The sequence below is a fragment of the Rhizocola hellebori genome (assembly GCF_016862955.1).
In the GTDB taxonomy this organism is placed as follows: domain Bacteria; phylum Actinomycetota; class Actinomycetes; order Mycobacteriales; family Micromonosporaceae; genus Rhizocola; species Rhizocola hellebori.
This window is the reverse complement of record NZ_BONY01000068.1, coordinates 20780-40403: the sequence shown is the minus strand read 5'-3', so window position 1 is coordinate 40403 and position 19624 is coordinate 20780. Positions and strand designations below refer to the sequence as shown.

The 19624-nt window shown below is 66.0% G+C and carries 17 protein-coding genes; 6 read left to right on the top strand and 11 right to left on the bottom strand.

The window, feature by feature from the left end:
• Positions 1–64: 64 nt before the first annotated feature.
• From Rhe02_RS37330 to Rhe02_RS37315, 4 genes are read right to left on the bottom strand one after another with little or no spacing between them, the layout of a single operon-like run.
• The gene (locus Rhe02_RS37330; protein WP_203913194.1) at positions 65–625 is read right to left on the bottom strand and encodes an ImmA/IrrE family metallo-endopeptidase; all 561 of its coding nucleotides are present in this window, start codon (positions 623–625) and stop codon (positions 65–67) included.
• A gap of 14 nt (positions 626–639) precedes the next feature.
• The gene (locus Rhe02_RS37325; protein WP_239124301.1) at positions 640–978 is read right to left on the bottom strand and encodes a helix-turn-helix domain-containing protein; all 339 of its coding nucleotides are present in this window, start codon (positions 976–978) and stop codon (positions 640–642) included.
• A gap of 34 nt (positions 979–1012) precedes the next feature.
• Entirely contained in the window at positions 1013–1204 is a 192-nt protein-coding gene (locus tag Rhe02_RS37320; RefSeq protein WP_203913192.1) for a hypothetical protein, read from the bottom strand.
• A gap of 3 nt (positions 1205–1207) precedes the next feature.
• Entirely contained in the window at positions 1208–2188 is a 981-nt protein-coding gene (locus Rhe02_RS37315) for an AraC family transcriptional regulator (protein WP_203913191.1), read from the bottom strand.
• Between the two features lie 166 nt (positions 2189–2354).
• On the opposite strand from Rhe02_RS37315, the gene Rhe02_RS37310 reads away from it, so the two are divergent.
• From Rhe02_RS37310 to Rhe02_RS37285, 6 genes are read left to right on the top strand one after another with little or no spacing between them, the layout of a single operon-like run.
• Complete coding sequence (locus tag Rhe02_RS37310) at positions 2355–4103, top strand: DUF3556 domain-containing protein (protein ID WP_203913190.1); 1749 nt, start codon at positions 2355–2357, stop codon at positions 4101–4103.
• Positions 4100–5515 carry a phytoene desaturase family protein gene (locus Rhe02_RS37305; RefSeq protein ID WP_203913189.1) on the top strand — a complete coding sequence of 472 codons (1416 nt, stop codon included), beginning with the start codon at positions 4100–4102 and terminating at the stop codon, positions 5513–5515. The genes Rhe02_RS37310 and Rhe02_RS37305 overlap by 4 nt, the downstream gene beginning before the upstream one ends.
• A gap of 4 nt (positions 5516–5519) precedes the next feature.
• Positions 5520–6062, top strand: coding sequence for an AAA family ATPase (locus Rhe02_RS37300; protein ID WP_203913188.1), 543 nt, complete (start codon positions 5520–5522; stop codon positions 6060–6062).
• A 59-nt stretch (positions 6063–6121) separates the two neighbouring features.
• Positions 6122–6790 (top strand): hypothetical protein, encoded by a 669-nt coding sequence (locus Rhe02_RS37295; RefSeq protein WP_203913187.1) that lies wholly within the window; start codon positions 6122–6124, stop codon positions 6788–6790.
• Positions 6787–7719, top strand: a complete 933-nt coding sequence (locus Rhe02_RS37290) for a hypothetical protein (protein ID WP_203913186.1) — start codon at positions 6787–6789, stop codon at positions 7717–7719. The genes Rhe02_RS37295 and Rhe02_RS37290 overlap by 4 nt, the downstream gene beginning before the upstream one ends.
• Before the next feature lie 37 nt (positions 7720–7756).
• Positions 7757–8632: a class I SAM-dependent methyltransferase gene (locus Rhe02_RS37285; RefSeq protein WP_203913185.1), complete on the top strand. Its 876-nt coding sequence runs from the start codon at positions 7757–7759 to the stop codon at positions 8630–8632.
• Here the strand turns inward: Rhe02_RS37285 and Rhe02_RS37280 are convergent, their stop codons facing one another.
• From Rhe02_RS37280 to Rhe02_RS37250, 7 genes are all read right to left on the bottom strand, one after another.
• The gene (locus Rhe02_RS37280) at positions 8633–9277 is read right to left on the bottom strand and encodes a hypothetical protein (RefSeq protein ID WP_203913184.1); all 645 of its coding nucleotides are present in this window, start codon (positions 9275–9277) and stop codon (positions 8633–8635) included.
• Positions 9278–9291: 14 nt separating this feature from the next.
• On the bottom strand, positions 9292–10212 hold the full coding sequence (locus Rhe02_RS37275; protein ID WP_203913183.1) for a hypothetical protein: 921 nt from the start codon (positions 10210–10212) through the stop codon (positions 9292–9294).
• Positions 10213–10305: 93 nt separating this feature from the next.
• Positions 10306–10575: a WXG100 family type VII secretion target gene (locus Rhe02_RS37270; protein ID WP_203913182.1), complete on the bottom strand. Its 270-nt coding sequence runs from the start codon at positions 10573–10575 to the stop codon at positions 10306–10308.
• Positions 10576–10704: 129 nt separating this feature from the next.
• The gene (locus Rhe02_RS37265) at positions 10705–15018 is read right to left on the bottom strand and encodes a type VII secretion EssC family protein (RefSeq protein WP_203913181.1); all 4314 of its coding nucleotides are present in this window, start codon (positions 15016–15018) and stop codon (positions 10705–10707) included.
• Entirely contained in the window at positions 15015–17330 is a 2316-nt protein-coding gene (locus Rhe02_RS37260) for a transglutaminase-like domain-containing protein (protein WP_203913180.1), read from the bottom strand. Before Rhe02_RS37260 ends, Rhe02_RS37265 begins: the two co-directional genes overlap by 4 nt.
• Positions 17327–18631 carry a DUF58 domain-containing protein gene (locus Rhe02_RS37255; protein ID WP_203913179.1) on the bottom strand — a complete coding sequence of 435 codons (1305 nt, stop codon included), beginning with the start codon at positions 18629–18631 and terminating at the stop codon, positions 17327–17329. Before Rhe02_RS37255 ends, Rhe02_RS37260 begins: the two co-directional genes overlap by 4 nt.
• Positions 18628–19596: an AAA family ATPase gene (locus Rhe02_RS37250; RefSeq protein ID WP_239124300.1), complete on the bottom strand. Its 969-nt coding sequence runs from the start codon at positions 19594–19596 to the stop codon at positions 18628–18630. The genes Rhe02_RS37255 and Rhe02_RS37250 overlap by 4 nt, the downstream gene beginning before the upstream one ends.
• Between the last annotated feature and the right edge of the window lie 28 nt (positions 19597–19624).

Here is a 19624-nt window from a genome sequence, read left to right as displayed (position 1 = left end):
GCGCACGGCGTCGACCCTACCGCCCCTCAACCGTTGTCACGACCAGTGGACGGGCGAGAGGAGATCAGTCTTCTCGATAGGGAGGCATGCCGTCATCAAGCGCAGACAGCGCCATCCAATCCTTTTTGGTGGCGACATCGATATAGCCGGCCTGATGCAAGGCGATGGCGGCAATCGCGGGTGATACCAGAAAACGCTGGACGATCACCGACAGGGCCGCCTGAGTGACGGAAGTTCGGCTGCCAAGGAACTCGCTTACGCCATCCACCGGGACAAGGACGTGCCGTGCGAATGCGTCGGCCCGGACCTCCTCGTGGGTCCGCTCGCTCAAGTTGCCTGCGTCCTTGGCGGCCCAGTCCTCAAAGATCACGTGGCCGAGCTCGTGGGCGAGGGTGCTGCGCTGCCGCATCGGATATTGGGTGCGAGCAACGCCAATGACGACGGTGTTGCGTCGTGGATCCCTCATTGTCATGCCATGCTCGTCCGGTCCGGCGTCGAGCACAGCCACGTCGATCCCGGTCGCCTGTTCAATGAGAGCAATCAGGTCACCCATCGGCTGCAAACCCAGCCGGTGCTCCTCGCGAAATCGCGCAGCAGCAGTACGCCCCTCGATCTCAGCGCTCATCTACCCCATCCGCCTCAGATCGTGGCAGGGATCGCCTGCTCATCCAGGTAGTCGTTCAGCTCCAGGAAGTGCAAGAGCGCACGCCGCATGTCATCCATCCCCGAGTCGTTGGTAGCCCTGGCAACGCACAGAACCCGATCAGCCACCGTCCCGGCTCCGGTGAGCTGGGCGATGGTGTGCCCGGTTGCCCGCGCAATGGCCACGATCTCGGGAATCTTCGCGACACGATCGCCAGAGATGATCCGCGACAACGTGGACTGTGAGATACCGGTCGCGTCCGCAAGGGCACGCTGGCTAAGGCCGGCAGCCAAGCGGGCACGCTCAATCAACGCGCCTGCGTGCGTGCTCATCATGGTCACGAGCCGGGCGGGAGGTCTGGAGTGTGGTTCATTCGGACTGGTTGAGGGCTTTTAGGAGGAAGGCTGCTGTCTCCAGCAGACGATCGGGTAGGCCGAGGTTGCCGACGGCGATGCCGGTCAGCAGCCACACCAGGCGCCGGGGCAGGGTGACGGTGACATCGATCTGGATGAGCCGGTTGGGCGGCTGATCGAGTTGCGGCGGGGGGCTTGGCCGGTCCACGGTTCACCCCTCGCGCCAGGGTTGCCGGGCCTGCCTGCGGACCTGGGTGGCGGAAATGCCGAAGAGCTGTTTGAAGTCCCGGGCGAACTGGTCGGGGCGAAGGTATCCGTGCGCGGAGATGATGTCCTTCACCGGCATGGCGGCCAACGCGGGATCTTCTAGGCTGCGGCGGCACTCCTCGAGCCGTAGCTGTTTGAGCAGCTCCATCGGCGTGAGCTGCGTGCCCTGGAACAGCTTGTGCAGATAGCGCGGCGAGATGTTCGCCGCTTGGGCGATCTGCGCTGGGCCCAGCGCCGGGTTGCCGAGATGACGGCGGACTATCCCGCGGACGTGTGCCAGATGCAGCAGCCGGCGGGTGTGCGGGGTGAACCCGCTCGGTTGGCCGAGCCGCTGGCGGATCAGCCCGGCTATGCATTCGCGCAGAACCTCGGTAAGGGCGGCTTGTTCGGCGGCGGTGCGAGGGTCGCTGAGCCCGGCGAGGAACTGGGCGATCAGGCTGCGCCCGGGCAGGTTCCTGGGCATGACGCTGCCGATTAGCGGCGCGACCGTGGCGCGGGCGATCGGCACCGAGGTGCGCGGGAAGGTCAGCATCACCAGCTGCATCGGGATCGGCCCGGTCGTATGCGTCGCCTGCCAAGGGCGGGACAGGTCGTAAAGCGCGATGTCCGAAGCACGAAACGATATCCGATTGCCGGCCTGCTCCATCCGTACCCCACCATTGATGCTTAAAAATATTCGGTAGCATTCGGGATCGCAGGCCCTGATCAGGCGCTCAGTTCGGTACGCCACGATTTCCGAGTCCGCGCCCCAAGTCACGGTCTCGACCGCGAAGTCGCCGACCTGGGCGACCGACATCACCGCCAGCAGGTCGCCCGGCGCACGTCCACGGATCACCACCGGGGCCAGCTCGGCGGCGGCACCGGCTCGGGCGTAGTCGTAGCGATCAAGCGGGTGCACTGTTCTGGTGTCATACAACACGCGCATAGCCGTCTCCTGATACTCCGACGCCATTGAGGCCTACCAATTGTCAGGCCGGCCGGCAGCAACCGGGTTGACTATGAGCGCACAACCTCGGGACAGGGCACTAGCCGAACGCGCGCCCGGCAGCATAGGGTGCCACCAATTCGACTACGGTCTGTGTAGGTGAGTCATGGGATGGATCAAACCGTCGCTGCCCGACCTGGACGTGGCGGAATGGCGCTCGCGTCCGCATCTGCAGCGCATCAAGCCGCTGGCACAGCACTGGGTTGACCATGGCTTCGGGACCCCATATGCCATTCATTTGTTGTACGTGGCGAAGGTGGCCGGATATGCCATCGGCGGCCTGGCGGTCGCCGCCGCCACCCCGGGCATCGGTTCGCTGGGCAATGTCAGCAGCTGGTGGTTCGAGCTCGTTGTCTACCAGAAGATTGTCATCTGGACACTGCTGTGGGAGGTGCTCGGGCTCGGTTGCGGGTCGGGTCCATTGACCCTGCGTTTCCTGCCGCCGCTGGGTGGTTTGCTTTATTGGCTGCGGCCGGGCACAGTGCGGCTGGCACCGTGGCCGCGGATTCCGTTGACCGGCGGGACCCGGCGTGGCCCGCTCGATGTTGCGCTTTACCTCGCCGTGCTGGCGTCCGCGGTCTGGCTGCTGCTCTCCCCCGGCGATCCCAGCAGCATCCCGCCGGGGAACACGGTCGGCCTTATTGATCCCGTGAGAATGGTGCCCCTCGTCGTCGCGCTAGCGGTGCTGGGTTTGCGCGACAAGACAATCTTTCTGGCCGCGCGCGGCGAGCATTACTGGGTGACGTTGCTGGTATTTGCGTTGCCCTACCTGGACATGGTGCTCGGGCTGAAGCTCATCATGGTCGCGCTCTGGTGGGGTGCCGCCACCTCGAAGCTCAACCGGCACTTCCCATTCGTGGTCGCAGTCATGATCAGCAACAGTCCGTTGCAGCGCGTCAAATGGCTCAAACGCAAGTTCTATCGCAACTTCCCCGAAGACTTGCGTCCATCGCGATTGGCGGGGTTCGCCGCGCACACCGGCACGGTCATCGAATTCACCGTGCCGACAGTGCTGCTTTTCTCCAATGGCGGCACAGTGACGATGGCGGCGCTGGCGATCATGGTGCTGTTCCACACCCACATCTTCTCGACGTTCCCGATGGGCGTGCCGCTGGAGTGGAACGTCTTCTTCGTCTACTCCGCGCTCGTCCTGTTCGGCCACTACAGCGGAATCGGGTTCAGCGACGCCAGCGCGCCATTGCTTGTGGCGCTGTTGGCCGCCGGGTTGGCCGCTGTCCTCATGCTCGGAAACGTCATGCCACGGCTTGTCTCGTTCCTGCCCTCCATGCGTTACTACGCCGGCAACTGGGCGACCAGCCTGTGGTGTTTCCAGGAGGGTGCCGAGGAGGTGCTCGATCGCCGGATCCGCAAGGCGAGCGGGCTTCCGGTGACCCAGCTGTCCAGACTGTACGGTCAAGACGTGGCAGATATGTTGCTGTACAAGGGTTTGGCCTGGCGCGCGATGCACACGCACGGCCGGGCCCTGATGGGCCTGTTGCCTCGCACGGTGCCCGACCTCAACGGGGCAACGATCCGCGAGGGCGAGGCGGTCGCCGGCATGGTGCTGGGCTGGAACTTCGGCGACGGGCACCTGCACAACGAGTCGCTGCTGCGGGCGGTACAGGAGAGGTGCGGGTTCGCCGAAGGCGAGCTTCGGGTTCTCATCCTCGAGTCGCAGCCGATCCACCGGCAGTGCCAGCACTACCGGATCGTCGACGCGGCAACGGGGCTCGTCGAAGAGGGCTATGTCGATGTCGCCGACATGGTTTCGCGCCAGCCTTGGCTGGACAGCGACGGCGCGTTTCCTGTCCGCCAGCTGCGTCGCGACCCGACCGCTGTGACACTGAGCCGATGACCGAGGCGATTGTCGTCGGCGCCGGCCCGAACGGGCTGACCGCGGCGGTGCTCCTGGCTCAGGCCGGCGTGAAAGTCACCGTTCTCGAAGCGGCCAGCGAGATCGGCGGCGGCACCAGGACCAGCGAGCTGACCTTGCCCGGTCTGCTGCACGACCACTGCTCGGCAGTGCACCCGATGGGGGCCGGCTCGCCGGTGCTGCAGTCGCTGAAACTGGAACGGCATGGCCTGGTCTGGCGGCAGCCGGAGGTCGATCTGGCACACCCGCTCGACGGCGGCGCCGGTGCCTCAATGTGGCGCTCGCTGGCCCAGACACAGGCCGATCTCGGCGTCGACGGGCGCGCCTGGCAACGGCTTTTCGAACCGCTCTCCAGCCGGTTCGAGGCGCTGGCCGACGAGGTCTTCCGCCCGGTCATACACCTGCCGAAGCATCCCTTGCGATTGGCCCATTTCGGGGTGAGGGCACTGCAGCCCGCATCATGGGTCGCCCGCCGCTGGCGCACCGAGGGCGCCCGGGCTCTTTTCGCGGGTGTGGCGGCACACGCGTTCCAGTCACTGCGCACGCCCACGACGGCCGCGATCGGCATGATGCTCATCGCCGCGGGACACCGATACGGCTGGCCGGTCGCGCAAGGCGGCTCCCGGGCCATCACCGACGCGTTGGCCGCGACGCTGCGCGACGCGGGTGGAGTTGTCCAGACCGGGCGTCCGGTCCGCTCCGTGGCCGATCTGCCGGCCGCCGACATCGTCATGTTCGACCTCAGCCCGCGCGCGGTCGTCGACATCATGGGCGAACGCCTGCCGGGTCGCGTGCGGCGAGCGCTGGGGCGGTGGCGGCACGGTCCGGCCGCGTTCAAGCTTGACCTCGCCGTCTCCGGCGGCATCCCTTGGACCTACCCGCCGGCGCGCCGCGCGGGCACCGTCCATCTAGGAGGGACGTTCGAGCAGATCGATGCGGCCGAGCGGGCGATCGGCCGGGGCGAGCTACCGCGGCAACCGTTTGTCCTGATTGGACAGCAGTACCTCGCCGACCCCACCCGTTCGCGCGGTGACGTGCACCCGGTCTGGGCCTACGCACACGTGCCCAACGGGTATCCCGGCGACGCCAGCGCGGCGATCCTTGACCAGATCGAGCGCTTCGCACCTGGTACCAAGCAAAGAATCGTCGCCACTGCGGTGCGCACCACGACCGAGCTGGCCACCTACAACCTCAACTACGTGGGCGGCGACATCGCGACCGGCGCCAACACCCCACGACAGGTGATGCTGCGCCCCCGCTTCGCGCTCGACCCCTACCAGCTCGGTGTGCCCGGTTACTACCTCTGCTCCGCCGCGACGCCGCCGGGCGCCGGCGTCCACGGCATGTGCGGCTACCACGCGGCCCGTTCCGCGCTGCGCTACCTGGGGTCCTGAGCGCATGCCTCAACTCGTGATTCTCACCGGCCCGATCGCGGCCGGCAAGAACACGGTCGCGGACGAACTCACCCAACGCCTGACCGACCAGGGCCGCACCGTGGTGGTGGCAGACGTCGATGAGGTGGCGGCGATGGTAGGCCCACCTGGCGCGGGCAAAGCTCGCCTCTGGTTCGCTGCACACGAAGCGCACGGTGCGCTCGTCGGCCAGTGGCTGCGCTCCAACGTCGATTACGTCGTGGCGGTCGGCCCCTTCCACACCACCGAGGAACGCGCCGCGCTGACCCACACGCTCCCGGCCGGCACGGCATTGCTGTGGGTGGTCATCGATGCCACGGTATCCGTGACGTTCGCACGAGCACTCGCCGATCCAGGGCGCGGGCTGTCCCGCGAGCCTCGGTTCCATTGCCGCGCCCACCATCGCTTCCGGCGCCTGCTGCCCGGCATCCCCGCCGATATGGCATTCGACTCGGAAGCAATGGACGCAAACCAGATCTCGGCTGCGATCGCGGACAAACTGACGCGTCAGCTATCCGACAAGTTATAGAAGTTGTCAGTGACAGACGCCATTGTGTGAGCATGCGGTCACTGAGGGGTCCTATTTAGATGGCCGATGGCGACGAAGCAACAAGCGATCTTGAATTAGCTCCGGCACCGTCGCCGACCACCCGCCGCATACCGGCATATCTGCGCAAGCCCGAACATCTCAATGCCGCCTTCTCTGGTTTGGCCCTGGTGGTGGCCGTTCTCGCGCTCATCGTCACCGTGCTGACGCTGAACGATCAGCGCAAAGTGAACATGCTGCAAATCGAGCTGAACAATTTCGAAAGGCAGCGACAGATGCGTATTTACGCATCGCGCGTTTCCACCTGGGTTCAGGTCGGCGATGAGGCGAGCAGCGTGAAGCCGCGTGGTTTGGACATCCAGATGTCGAACAGATCGGTTGTCCCGATCCGGTCCGTCACACCGTTCCTTCCGCTGGTCGACAACGCGGGGGTCACGAGCACGGTTGGCGTCGATCTCGGCGACATTCCCCCCTGTACACAGATTTTCTATCGGGTCTTCGCACGTTCACCGCAGTCGATAGAGCGTCGGGAACAACGTGCTTCCTTCGGCGTCTTCGTCGTCTTCTCGGAGACCGTCAACGTTTGGAAGCTCACCAGCCATGGGCTCGACCTCATTCCAGCGGACCAGCATGTGCCGGATACAACCGGAATTCTCGGCGTCGTCCGAGAAAGCTCGGCCCCGTTGGCCGACTGCGGAGAAGGAGCATGACAATGCCACTGAGCGGGATTGCTTTCCGGGCGGCAGCCGGATGTCTGGTTGTGTTGGGACTCGCCGGGTGCGGTTCCTCAACGCCGCCACCTTCCGCGGCGGCGACCTCGGGCGCGGCCGGGTCGCCTGGCGCATCGGTTTCCGGCTCTTGCCCGTTGCCGCCCAGAAATGTTGAGAAGCAGACCTCGACCGCACTCACGATCGCCGTCTCGTCAAGGCTCACCGACGGATTCGGCTTCAACTATGCGCTGTCAGATGAGACACTCGCGAAGTACCCAGCCCTGCTTTCCACTGGAAAAGCGCCGGATTGGTCGGTCAGCAAGGCTTGGCAGGACGGCCTGTTCCTTCTCGGTGGCGCGCACGTTCCGATAGCCGCCAGGAACCAGGGCCGCGATCCGATCACCATCTCCAGCGTTCGGCTCGTGAACATCGTCGAGGAATGCATGCCCCTGGGCCTGGCTTACAAGCTGGGAAACGAGGGTGGAGGAAGCAGCGACGAGGACATCAATCTGCGCTTCAACATCGATGCGGATTCCCCGATCGCCTACGAACACGATAGGGGCGCCGACCCGGCGCAGATCCCCCCGAACGTGCCCTACTTCTCCGGCAAAACGGTCACGATCGCACCGGGCGAGTCCAAGGTGATTAACGTGATGGTCGGCAGTCTGCGGCGCCCACACTCATTCACCATCGCTATCGACACCACGGTGGGCGGTCAGCAGGGAGTGCAGCTGATAAGCAACGCGGGGGTGCCCTTCCGGTTCGCGCCATCGCTGTGTCCCAGCGCGACACAGCGCACTCAGATGAAGCCGGAAGACATCGCCTGGATGAAAAATCAGCAGTTCAAGAACGTGCGGGTGCGTGTCGGCATCGCGACCATGGGAGAAAGCGACCCGGCGAAATACTCGGGTCCCTGCAACGCTATCTAACTGGCCGGGTCTCGCGCCGTGCTGGCAGACTGGACGCATGACCTTGCGTGCTGCCAGCTCGACCGCGGTCCTCGTCTGTCAGGGGCGGGCGATCGCCGACGGCCGCTTCGCCGTCGGCCGGTTCGCTGACCCTATTGCCTCGCAATTGCTGGAGCCCGCGGAACGGGTCATCGTGGATCGCGTGCGCGCCGGCCAGGTGCCCACCGATGGCGCAGACCGGATGGCGTACGAAATGCGTCGGCGGACCGGGCTGACCATGGTGCCGCGGACCATCGCGATCGACGACGCGATCCGCGACCACGCCGCCGAACAGGTCGTCATCCTCGGCGCGGGGCTCGACGCACGGGCCTGGCGAATGCCCGAGCTGGGTCGGGCCACCGTGTTCGAGGTCGACCACCCCGCCTCGCAGCAGGACAAGCTGCGGCGGATCGACGGCCTCGCCCCCACGGCCGGGCGGCTTGTCATGGCGGCCACCGATTTGGCCAGCGAGCGCCTTGGTCCTCCGCTCGAACAGGTAGGCTTCGATCGCGGCCGCGTCACCACCTGGGTATGGGAAGGGGTGGTGCCCTACCTGACCGCCAGCGCGGTGCGGGCGACAGTCGGCCAGATCGCGCAGCTTTCCGCACCGGCCAGCCGGCTCATCATCAACTACCAGGCCAAGTCGTTGCCGGCGACCGTAATGCGAGCCGTCATGCGTCTCGTGCTGCGACTGTCGCGGCAGCCTGACCCGCTGGCGGGTGAGCCGTGGCGCTCGCAGTGGCGACCCGAGCACATGCGAAGTATGTTGAGCAACAACGGTTTCGACGTCAACTCGGACAGCGATCTGCTCACCCTCTCGGCAGGCCTTGACCTGCCCGCGGAAAGCAACGGCTCGTTGCGAAACGGCCGGATAACCGTCGCCGTGCGCCGCTGATCAGGCGAGCAGCTCCTGCAGCCGGCCACGCATCCGGTGGACGGCCTGTTCCTCGCCGACCCCCCGGTCTATGTCCGAAGGCTCCCGGCCGAAAACGACCGACCAGCTTTGAGCGTCGGTATCGGCGGCGACTGTGGTCCATCCCAAGTCGCTGGGGGTACCACGACCGGCTGTGTCCACCACAATGGTTACTACACCGGGCCGATACCGCCCGAGGAAGTCACGGGTGATGGCGAGCAGCTGCCCGGGCAGGTCGCCTCGCGGGTCGAGGCCGACGAGGTCGAAACAGCGGTGCCGCCGTGGCGAGAGCAGGAGGCGCACCCGCTCGGATTTGAAAAGTATCGCTCCGTCGGCTCGCTCGGCTGCCACCAGGCCAATTTGGATGTTCACCTGGGATTGGCTGAGCGCGTCGCTGACCGCGGACGTGGAGGGCGCCAGTGTCACCTGGTTGCCGTCGCTGATCGCCAGCCCCCGCGCGATAAGCGAGCTGAATCCCGCCGAAACCGATGCCTCGTGACGTTCATCAGACGTGAGGCCAACGACTTCGGCGGCTCGGCTGCCCAGCTGGGTGGTGCTCGGGCTGCTGGCAATCAAATACGACAGCTCGGCCGCGGTCAGGACGACCTGGTCTTGGGTGTCAGGCATGATGTGGGGCTCCCTCAGAAGACAAAGTCGTAAACACCCTTGCCGAAGTCAACCGCGCCGGAGGCGAGATTCTGTGCGCCGTCAACCACGCCCTCGACCACGTTGCCGGTGAATTCGGCGGTCGCATCCCAGGCGGCGTGCGCATCGGTGGCCAGCTCATTGATCACGCCGCCACTGAATTCGACAACGTCCCCGCCAAACTCCATCATGTCGTCCCAGCGGTCGCCGACCCACTCCCGAGCCGACGGGAATTCAGCGGCGAAGGCCAAGCCGACCCCAGCCACGCTCAGCAGCACTATCGCCGGCACGGACACCGGCGCGGACGCGATCGCGGCAGCCACCGTCAAGCCGACGCCAATGCCGCCCACGATGAAGCTTGCCGCGCTGAGAACAGCACCACCGGTGTCGCCTTTCATGAAATAGTCGTAGAAGTCCAAGGCCGATATGCCCAGCCCGATGGGGCCAAGCAGCTTTCCGCCCATCTTGAGCCACGGCGGCACCTCACGCATGACGTGGATGCCAATCTCACCGAGATCGACGAGGATGTGTAGTGGACCAAGGAGGCCAAACAGGCCGCGATCGTGGCCATCATGCCCGCCCTCCTGGTGCCCGTGGCCTGAGCCCGTTCCGTGGCCGATGACGCCGGATCCGTCGCCCAGGCTTGTCTCGACTTGCTGGCGAGCGTTGGCGTAGGCCACCTGACTCATCGTGCGCAGCAATTCGGCTGTGATACCCAGGGCGGGGGCGGAGGAACTGGACCAGTCCTCCCGCGCCTCAACCGAATCGCGGCCCTCCCACGTCGAGTGATACAGCAGACTGGTCAGCTGAGACCGGACATCGTCCAGCAACTCCGCGCCGGCCAGCAAGGCCGCGCCGAGTTGCTCGACCCGATGGGGGTCGGAGCCAATGAATCCCACGCCAGCATGACTTGACATCGAACCAATTCTTCCCTTCGCAGTTTCGCGCGATTGCGGGTTTCGCGCCGCCGGCGGCCCACGAAAACATGGGCCGTTGCGGCGGTCCTGCGTTTACGCGGAGGCCTGCTCCTGCTGTTCCGCATTGGAAACAGCTTTCTGCGACGCCTGGTCGATCGCGTCCGCCACGTGAAGGAGCGAATTCACGTGGTAGCTCTGCCAATCGCTGAGGAACTGGTCCCGGTCGGCACCTGTCCATGGGGTGGCCTCAATCTGGGCCCCAAGGCTGCTGGCGAGGTCGCGAACCTGTTGCGCCCCAGCGGTTAGCTGGGACGCCATCGTGCGCACCTGCTCCGGGTCCATACCAAGGTAAGGGCCAGTCATCTCTCACTCCTGTCGTAGACGGTCTTCAAAGACCATATGGCGCTATTTGGGTTCGGTACATGGGGACAACTCCCCTACTTCACTGACCAGGTGAACATATGTGACCACCGTCCGGTTCGAGCCGAAGGTTCATGTTGGCAACGCAATCTGCACGACTCGCGGTTGTCCATGGACAACCAAGAGCGCGCGGCCCGGTGGGGGCGCCGTGATTTTGGGCGCCTTGGCCTGATCAAAACCAAGCAGGGTGGAGAACTGCAGCGCGGGCGCGTTCTGCATGCCCACACCGTTTCGGGTACGGACCATGCTGAACAGGTTGTCGCCCTTCATCATGCGGGTGGAATCGCCCTCCACCACCACGAAGTGTTTATGCTCCCGGCAGACCTTGAGCATGGCCTCCAGTTTGGAGGAAAGATCGCGCATCTCGGCCAGCTCGGGGAAGCCGTCGATGATGACCGCATGCGGTGCGACCCCAATCAGTTTGGCGGCCAGGGATTCCATTAGGGTGGCCGCGGTGGCCGGGTCGAGAGCATGATCGGACCACTTTGCCGCATGCCGCAGCTCAGGGTTCGCTCGTGGCCCCAACAAGATCAAGGGCATCTCGGGACGACAGCGGCTCAGCGCGCCGGCGATGGTGCGCACGGTGGTAGTGCGGCCCGAGGTGGCCTGCCCGGTCACGATGAAGAATCCGCTTGGGTGGAACCCCACCGGTTCCAGCGTGTCATACGCCAAGCCGATCGGCGGCTGGTCCGATGCGGAGGGGAGCTGCGACAGGTGCACCTGAGCGGGCATGCTCCGAACCGGCGCGGCCGGTGGCAGATTTCGGGTGCTGTCCGCCAGCAGCTTGATCGCATGCTGCTCCGCGTCGAGGTCGCCGCCGCCCGCGACGGCGACTTGAAGCTCTGCACGCTCGAGCAGGCCGCGCCCGGGCGGCGCGTCCGGTGCCAACGCCTCGGAGCTGCGCACCCCGACCAGGTTGTAGTCGCCCTCAGCCGCCAGACGCAGCACCACCCGCAGCTGGGCCGTTCCCGAAAGGCCGCCCGGGACGGCGTTCGGGCGATCGCTCGTCATCGCGAGATGAACACCGACCTGACGTCCGCGGGTCGCGACTTCGACCAGCTTCTCGTATAGGCCGGCCGAGGTACCCGGCGCGTACTGCTGCGAGAACGTGCCCGCTCCGTCGACCAGCAGGAGTATCCGCGGCACCTGCCAGGGCTCGGCGGTGGGCAGGCGACGCCAATGCGCGGCGAGCGAAGTGACCCCGCCGAACTGGGTGGCCCGGTACTTGATGAGCCCGATCAGGCGGTCCAGTAACCGGGTCAGGCGTTCGGTGTCGTCGCCGCGAATGATCGGCGCCACCTGCCCGAGCAGTTCGAGCGCGTCCAGACTGCGGTTGCCGAAGTCGATGCCGTATACGTGGCACGGCCCGGCATCCCCGCGTACGGCGGCGATCGCCAGCGTGCGCAGCAACGTGCTTTTGCCACTGCCGCCGGTCCCGAAGACGAGAAGGTTACCAGCGTCGAGGTCGAAAACGGCGTGCGGCTGGGCCTGTTCCTTGGGCAGATCTCGTACCCCGAAAACAAGCCCTGGACTGTCTTTGATTTCATCGCGGCGCGGGATGTCTACGGCGGCTTTGAGTTCCGGCAGCCATGGCACGTTTCGCGGGGGCAGGCTCAACAGGCTGTCCGCCTTTATTACCGCTTTGACCACCCGTGCGATATCGGTCAGCGCGTGATCGGGCTCGATGTAGTCGGCAAGCCAGGGATCCTCACGGCCGAACGGCATCGGCCGGATCTGGACAGCCTGGCTTGCGGTGTCGGCGTTTGTCCAGCCGCCCGCGTAGGCGGCCTGGAAGTTGACGACCCGTCCCGGGCCGGTGCGGGCAGCCGCTCTTCCGGGAACGTCTAACGGAAATCCTGCGGCTTGTGGTGTACCCAAAACATCAATGCTGTCGCCCGCATCGGCCATGCGCAACGCGATCCGCAGGTTGGTGTTGGCCTTGAGCTGATCGTTGATCACGCCCGTCGGCCGTTGGGTGGCCAGGATCAGGTGCAGCCCAAGGGATCTGCCGCGCTGAGCGATGTCCACCATGCCGTCGACGAACTCAGGAATCTCGGTCTTCAATGCGGCGAATTCATCCACGACGATGACCAGGCGGGGTGGGGCGTGTTCCAGATGGTGACGCTCCAGATCCGCCAGGTCTTTCGCTTTGAACTTCTCCAGAGTCTTCTCCCGCGCCGTCACTTCGGCCCGCAGCGAGGTCAGCACCCGGCGGACCAGATGCGGATCCAGATCGGTCACCATGCCCACGGCGTGCGGCAACGTGCTGATCTGCCCGAAAGCCGACCCGCCCTTGTAATCCACGAGCAGGAAATTCGCCCGCCGCGGGTCATGGGCGACCGCCATTCCCAACAGCCAGGTTTGCAGCAACTCGCTTTTGCCTGCGCCGGTGGTGCCACCCAACAACGCGTGTGGGCCCACTGCCACCAGGTCCAAGGGGAAGGCCTGATTGGCGCCGACCGCACCGATCAGCGCATGCAAGCCCGGTTTGGCTTCCTTCCACCGGTCGATCACCGCGTAGGGATCGCTGTCCACATCAGATCCCTCAAGCGACACAAACGAAGCCATGCGGGGCAGGTCGCTTTCGTCGGCGACCCTGGCGCCCGCATCCTCCACCGGGGCCAGCCGCATCGCGAGCGCCTCCGCCTGCCGGTTGCTAAGCGGCTCAAGGCGAACCTTTTCCGCGCGGTCGCCGGTGCGAACAAATCCCACCTCGCCGACGGTGCCCTCGTTCACCACTTCGACAAAAGTGCGGCAGGTGGCGGGAAGGCCGGCCACCCGATCCGCCAGCCAGATGATGTGGATGCCGCACTCCGGCCCGCGTTCGGCCAAGTCCACCAAGCGACCCCTGTCCGCATTGGTGTCGTCGCTGACAAGGACCACGATGTTGGGGAGAATTCGCGACTTGTCCGCTGAACGCAGCTGAATCAGGTCGTCCAGTTCAGCCATCAATGTTGCAGCCGAGGCACCGCCAGCACTCAGCTGCTCAGATCTCAACGGTGTATGCGGCGAAAGCGGGTAGGCAGACGAGTGCGGCAGCCATTTGAGCCACTGCCACTTCTCGGCGCTGGCGGTCGACATGATGGCGCAGAGCACCACCTCGGCCGGTGAATGCAAGGTGATCAGCTGCCCGATCAGGCCGCGGGCCACTCGGCGCGCCGCGTCCGGGGCGCCGGCCACGCCCAGGGCGCCGGAGTCACGCAGGCTGGCCACGACCGGCACCAGCTCCACGGTGGCGAACGGCGTGATTGTTGCCTTCAGCTCGTCCCAGACATCCTGCTTGGTCTCGCCGCGGGTGGGCAGCTTGACTTTGTTGTGCGAAGGCAATGTCGCCAGGCCGGCGCGCAGCTCCAGGAAGCTTGGGTGCTCGGGTCGCCGCGTCCACAGCAGTGGGCCAAACGCATGCGCGGAAGTCACCAGCTCTCCCGTGGACGGGTGCGACGCGCACCGCTGCGCGTGCTCGGCCGCAGCCGCGGCACGCAAGTCGCGGTCCAGTGCCCGCAGCGCTTCCCGAAACACGGCCAGTGCCGCCTTGTACTCACGCCGCCGAGAAATCAAGTCTTCGGCATACGCGCCGCCAACCATAAGCGGGCTCATGAAGATGAAGATCAGTGAGAAGGGCGATCTGGTCAGAAGAAAAAGCGCGCTTCCCATGATGAGTGGGGTGAGCATCGGAATCAGCGGAAAGCGCCTGCGCGCGGCCTCTTTCGGCGCGGTGGGCGCTTCCAAGGTGATTCCCTCGTAGGCAGGGTCCAGGCGCGGCGAACGATTGTGTTGATAGGTCCCGCTGCCCGGCCCGGCCGCCCGCACCGAGGCGCTGATCGAGACCACGGTCTTGTCGCCCAGCTCCACCCGGTCGTCCGGACGCACCACCGCTCGGGTCACCAGGCCGCCGCCGAACCGCACGCCATTGGTGGAGTTCATGTCCCGGATCTGAACCGTCGAGCCGATATGGACCACCGCGTGCACTTTGGACACCTGGCTGTCGGAAAGGGCGACTGTACACGAGGAGTCACGGCCGACCAGATTGCTGCCGCTGTGCAGCGGATAGCTGCGGCCCTTGTCCGGGCCCTCCAGCACCTGGAGAACACCCACCTGGACGAGCGCGGCGGCACTGCCGGCTCTGGGGTCGGCCGAGCGCAGACTCACCGACATTCCTGAGCTGAGCCCGGCTTGGTCCAGCTCGTGGCCGGGATCGAGAATCCGTGACCCGTCCGCTTCGTGCACCGCGAGCGTCACCGGCGCGGGCAACCGCCTACTGCGGTCGGGATCGCGATCTGCCATCGCCTGGGCGAGCGCGCCCACGGTCACGCCGGACGGCGCGGTGATCGCAAGATCCACCCGGCCCTGGCCGGGGGTGGCAAGGGTGAGTTTCATACCGGTCATGGCCGAATCCCGAAAGGCAGTGCGGCGATGGCAGCCGCGGGCAGGAGAGTGGTCGGATTGAGCCTGGCGGCTAGCCGCTGCCAGAATGACGTTTCCCGGGAGAGCGCACGCAAGGCGTCGTCCATAGTGGACCAGAACTTCTGGTCCTGCTCCGGGGGCTCGAACTGGTCAGGGGCGAAGACACATCTGTCAGCCAGATGCGCGAGCTCCCGGATGGCCCGCTTGTGCGCCGGGCCCAAATCCTTGTCGCTCATGCGATAGAGCGCAGTCACCGTCTCCCGTCGGCTCAGGTCGGCCGGGACCGGCACACGATGATCGCGCAACCGGTCCAGCAGCTCCAGCCAGCCACCCGCGACCCGAAGGCGCACGGTCGGGTAACGACGCCTGCGACGCCTGCGCCAGGCCTTCAGACCCAGGATCAGCCCGGCGAGCAACCCGATGAACAGCAGCGGTGGGCCGGCATACTTCAGGAACTGAAGCGCCGCATCGCACAACCCGCACGGTGGCTCCGGTGGGGGGTCGATTCCCTCCTCGCCCGGCGGCGGCATCTGCGCCGGCGGCATCTCGGGCACGATCGGCGGCTGGATCAGCTGGGCGTTGCCTTCGTGGCGCGCAGGCGGGTCCGGCGGCTTCGGCTTGTTGTGCACCTCGGGTGTGGGATCGATAGCCACCCAGCCGGCTTCGGCGAATTTGACTTCCACCCAGGCGGTCACCATGCCCCCGGTGATGTCGGTGGCACCGTTACGCTCTTTGGGGCGCACCCCCAGGACCACCCGAGCGGGCAGGTCAAGCTCGCGGGCCAACAGGCCGAACGCGGCCGCGTACTGCTCCGGATCGCCAACCGGTCTGGGGCCGGTGAGGAACTCGCGCATGCGTCCCGCGGAGTGCCCCGGAAGAACTGTCAGCCCGGTACCGGCCAGACCGGTGCCATCGCTGAAGTCCCCGCCTTGGAGCGCCTTGTACAGGCTGTCGAGCATCTCGTAGGCACCGGTCATGCCGCTGGTGCGCTCGGCCACCACGGCGCCGACCCGATCGGGCACGCCCTCCAACGTCGGCAGCGACACCGCCTGTACCGCTTGTCCGGCGAGGCTTTTGCCTTTCGACTGCCAGTCCATTGCCGGAGGCACGACGACATCCATCGCGATGGTGTCGCCGTCGCGCAGCAGGGAATGTCCCGCCATCACCCCGGTTTGGCTCGCGCGGTTGAGGCGGAACGCGTCGGTCAGCTCACCGCCGCGCTGACCGGGAAACGTGATGGCGGTCGGCTCGCCCGCGATGGGCACCCACACGCCGCCCAGCTCCCGGATGGTGATCTGCAATCTTGCCTCGGTGCCCTTGACCGTGGCCGGAATCCGGGCACCTATGCGCTCGAAGACCCCGGAAGCCGCCCGGCGTCCGCCACCTTGCGCGACTGTCCAAACGAGACCGTCGTAGTTGTCCATCACCGCCAACCGCAGGCGGGCGTCGTTGGGCAGCCCCACGATGTTGAACAGCACCTTGTCTTTCTGCAGGACTTCGTACCGGCGGAATCCTGCGAGCGGACTCGGGTAGACGTTCGCGTCGAAGGGCAGCTCGATGTGCTCGCGCAAGACATAGCGATCATCCACCCCGGACACAGCCGGGGGCAGGGCCAGCATCCACGCCGCCCCGGCCGCCACCGCCACCATGGTGGTGGACTGACCCAGCTGCCTCGCCACCTGACTGCGGCCCGGCACCTTCGTTCCGCTACGGCGGCGATCCCGCACCGTGACCGCCACCAGCGCCAGGGCCGCGAAAGCTGTTCCGTTCAGCAGGACAGACACCGGCTCTCGGGTCCCGAGCAACAGCCCCGCCACGAGCAGCAGCGCTCCGGGCAGCACCGGGGCGACGAGCAGCTTCACCCGGCCGGCCAGCAGCACCGCGCTCAACGCTGCCGCAAACCCGCCGAGGTAGGGCACCAGCAGCAGGGGTCCGTCGTCGACCACCGGCGGCACCGTGGTCAGCAGCCCGCGCCAGCCGTCGACCGCACCCGCCCAAAGCCCGTCCAGGGTACGCAGACTGGGTACCACGAAAAACAGCATCGTCTCCGGAAGCGCGAGCAGTCCGGCGGCTACCGTAACCGGCGCCAGGCCCGCCAGGATGGCAGTCGGCGGCATCCAGCGCAGCCGGTTGGCCAGCCACCCGAGACCGAGGCCCAGACCCAACCCGATCGCCCCGGTCAGCAGGTACCGGCGTCCGGCGTAGACCGAGTCCAGCGCCGTCAGCGCGACCACAGTGGTGACGGCGATCGTGGCGACATCCCAGACTGCGGTTGGATAGCTGTCGCGTTTCATGACCAGCCTTTCCCGAAAATCGAGCCGATCGTGCCGAATCCGCCGAGCGACGGCACACTGACCACGAGCAGCCGCCGGGCGCGGGCCACGTCGATGTCACTTCCCGCCTTGACCTGTATGGCGATGCAGCGCACGTCGGGCCCGAACACCCGAGCCCCTTTGCGCAATTCCATCTCCCCCGCCCGGCCGCCGGTGACCAGAACGGCGATGCTCGTATCCGGGACGAGCCGTTTCATTCGCCGGGACCCGGCCACCAAGGCCAGGCCGGCCCCGAATTCGGCGCGGGCGAACGGGTCGAGGATCAGCGAACGCGACTGCCGGGATCTCGTTGGAGTGTGCTGTCCCGCGGCGAGCACCGCGACGCGCTGGTCGTCGTCTACGCCTCTAACCGCGATCGACCCGGCGATCGAGATGGCGTCTTCGAACTCCTGCTCGCTGCCGTATTCCGCTTCCGCCCCACTGACCACAATGGACAAATGGGCGGTGCGAGTGTCAACGAACTGACGCACCATCGGTTTGCCGAAACGGGCTGAAGTCACCGCGTGTACGTGCCGCAGGTCGTCGCCCGGAACATAGTCGCGCAGCGAGTGGAAGGACACATCGCTGGCCGAGCGCTCGTTGGTGGCTTTGCCTTCCAGGTCCTTCAACATGCCCGCACCGAGACTGGCGATGACGACGGTATCCGGCTTGACGACCAGTTCTTTCCGTTCGGCCAGGGACATTGGGCGGCGCAGCAGCCCGATGGGATCGCCGCGTACCGTCTGCACCGGGCCGATCGCCACCACACCACGCTTCGCGGTGGGGATAAATTCGCTCAGATCCACGGTTTTCAGCGCGCCCCGGGACAGGGAGCCAAGCGGCGGAGTCTTCACTTCGGGCCGCTGCCTTCCCACCGCGATCGGCACCTCGAGCGATGCGCCACCGCGCAGCCTGTTCTTGGCGACGACATCGACCTTGACGGTGGCCTTCTCCTTCCGATCCACCCACGGTGTCTCGACGTCGACATCCACCTCGAGATCGGCTTTGCCGAACGTGTAGAGCCCGGCATAAACCATGAGGACGACACAGAACAGAGCGATCATCCTCAGCTCGGTCCAGGCCAGGAACCAGCCCAGCACTCCGGCGGCCGCGCCGGTGCCCATCACCGTCCACCCGAGCTGGGTCGGCACCCGCAACGCGATGCGGGTCCGGCGCAGAACCGTCGAATGAACCACGGATCGCACCAGCGAACCAGCCATGCCCGACACCGACACTATTCGTGTCGCGCCGGGATCCTGTGCCGCGTTGGCGATGGCGGTCATCGCCGCGGACCACCGTTGGGGACAGGCAGCGAGTCCACGATGCGCTGGATCACGCTTACCGCCTTGACATCACGGAATTCCGCTTCCACCGTGAGCACGAGCCGATGTGCCAGCGCCTCGACGGCAAGCTCTTTGATGTCGTCCCCGATGACGAAATGCCGTCCCTCGGCTGCCGCCCACGTCTTCGCCAGCCGCACCAGCGCCAGACAGCCCCGCATGCTGACCCCGACCTGGACCTGGTTGTCCGCGCGTGTCTTCACCGCGATGTCGTTGACGTATTGCAACACCTCCGTCTCGACGTGAACGCCGGCCGCGATGTGCTTGCGGTCCACCACACCCCTTACCCCGATCAGCTCCTGCACCAATTCCGATCTGTCCATCCGGAACGCCTCGTGCATCAGCTGAATGGCATAGCGCGGAGCGGGGTCGCCCAGCTCGGTCCGCACCAGGAAGCGGTCCAGCTGCGCCTCCGGCAAGGGATAGGTGCCCGCCTGTTCGATCGGGTTCTGCGTGGCGATCACCATGAAGGGCTGATCGAGCACATGGTTCTCGCCGTCGATGGATACCTGCCCCTCCTCCATCGCCTGCAGCAGAGCCGACTGTGTCTTGGGCGAGGCACGGTTGATCTCATCGGCGAGCAGGATGTTGGTGAAGACCGGGCCTCGCCGTAACTGCAGCTCTTGCTTTTCTAAGTCGAAGATCATGCCGCCGGTGATGTCGCCGGGCAGCAGGTCCGGGGTGAACTGCACCCGCTTGGTGCGGCCCTCGACACTGCGCGCCAGCGCCTTGGCCAGCAACGTCTTTCCCGTTCCAGGCTTGTCCTCAAGCAGCAGATGTCCCCCGGTGAACAGACAGGCCAGAGCGAGTTTGACGCAGTCCTGCTTGCCCAGCACGGCCTGCTCGATGTTGGCCACCAGCTGAGCGAAATCCTTGTGGAAACGCTGCGCATCCTCTGGCGTGGTCATGATCGTCACGTGTCTCTCCATTGTGGTC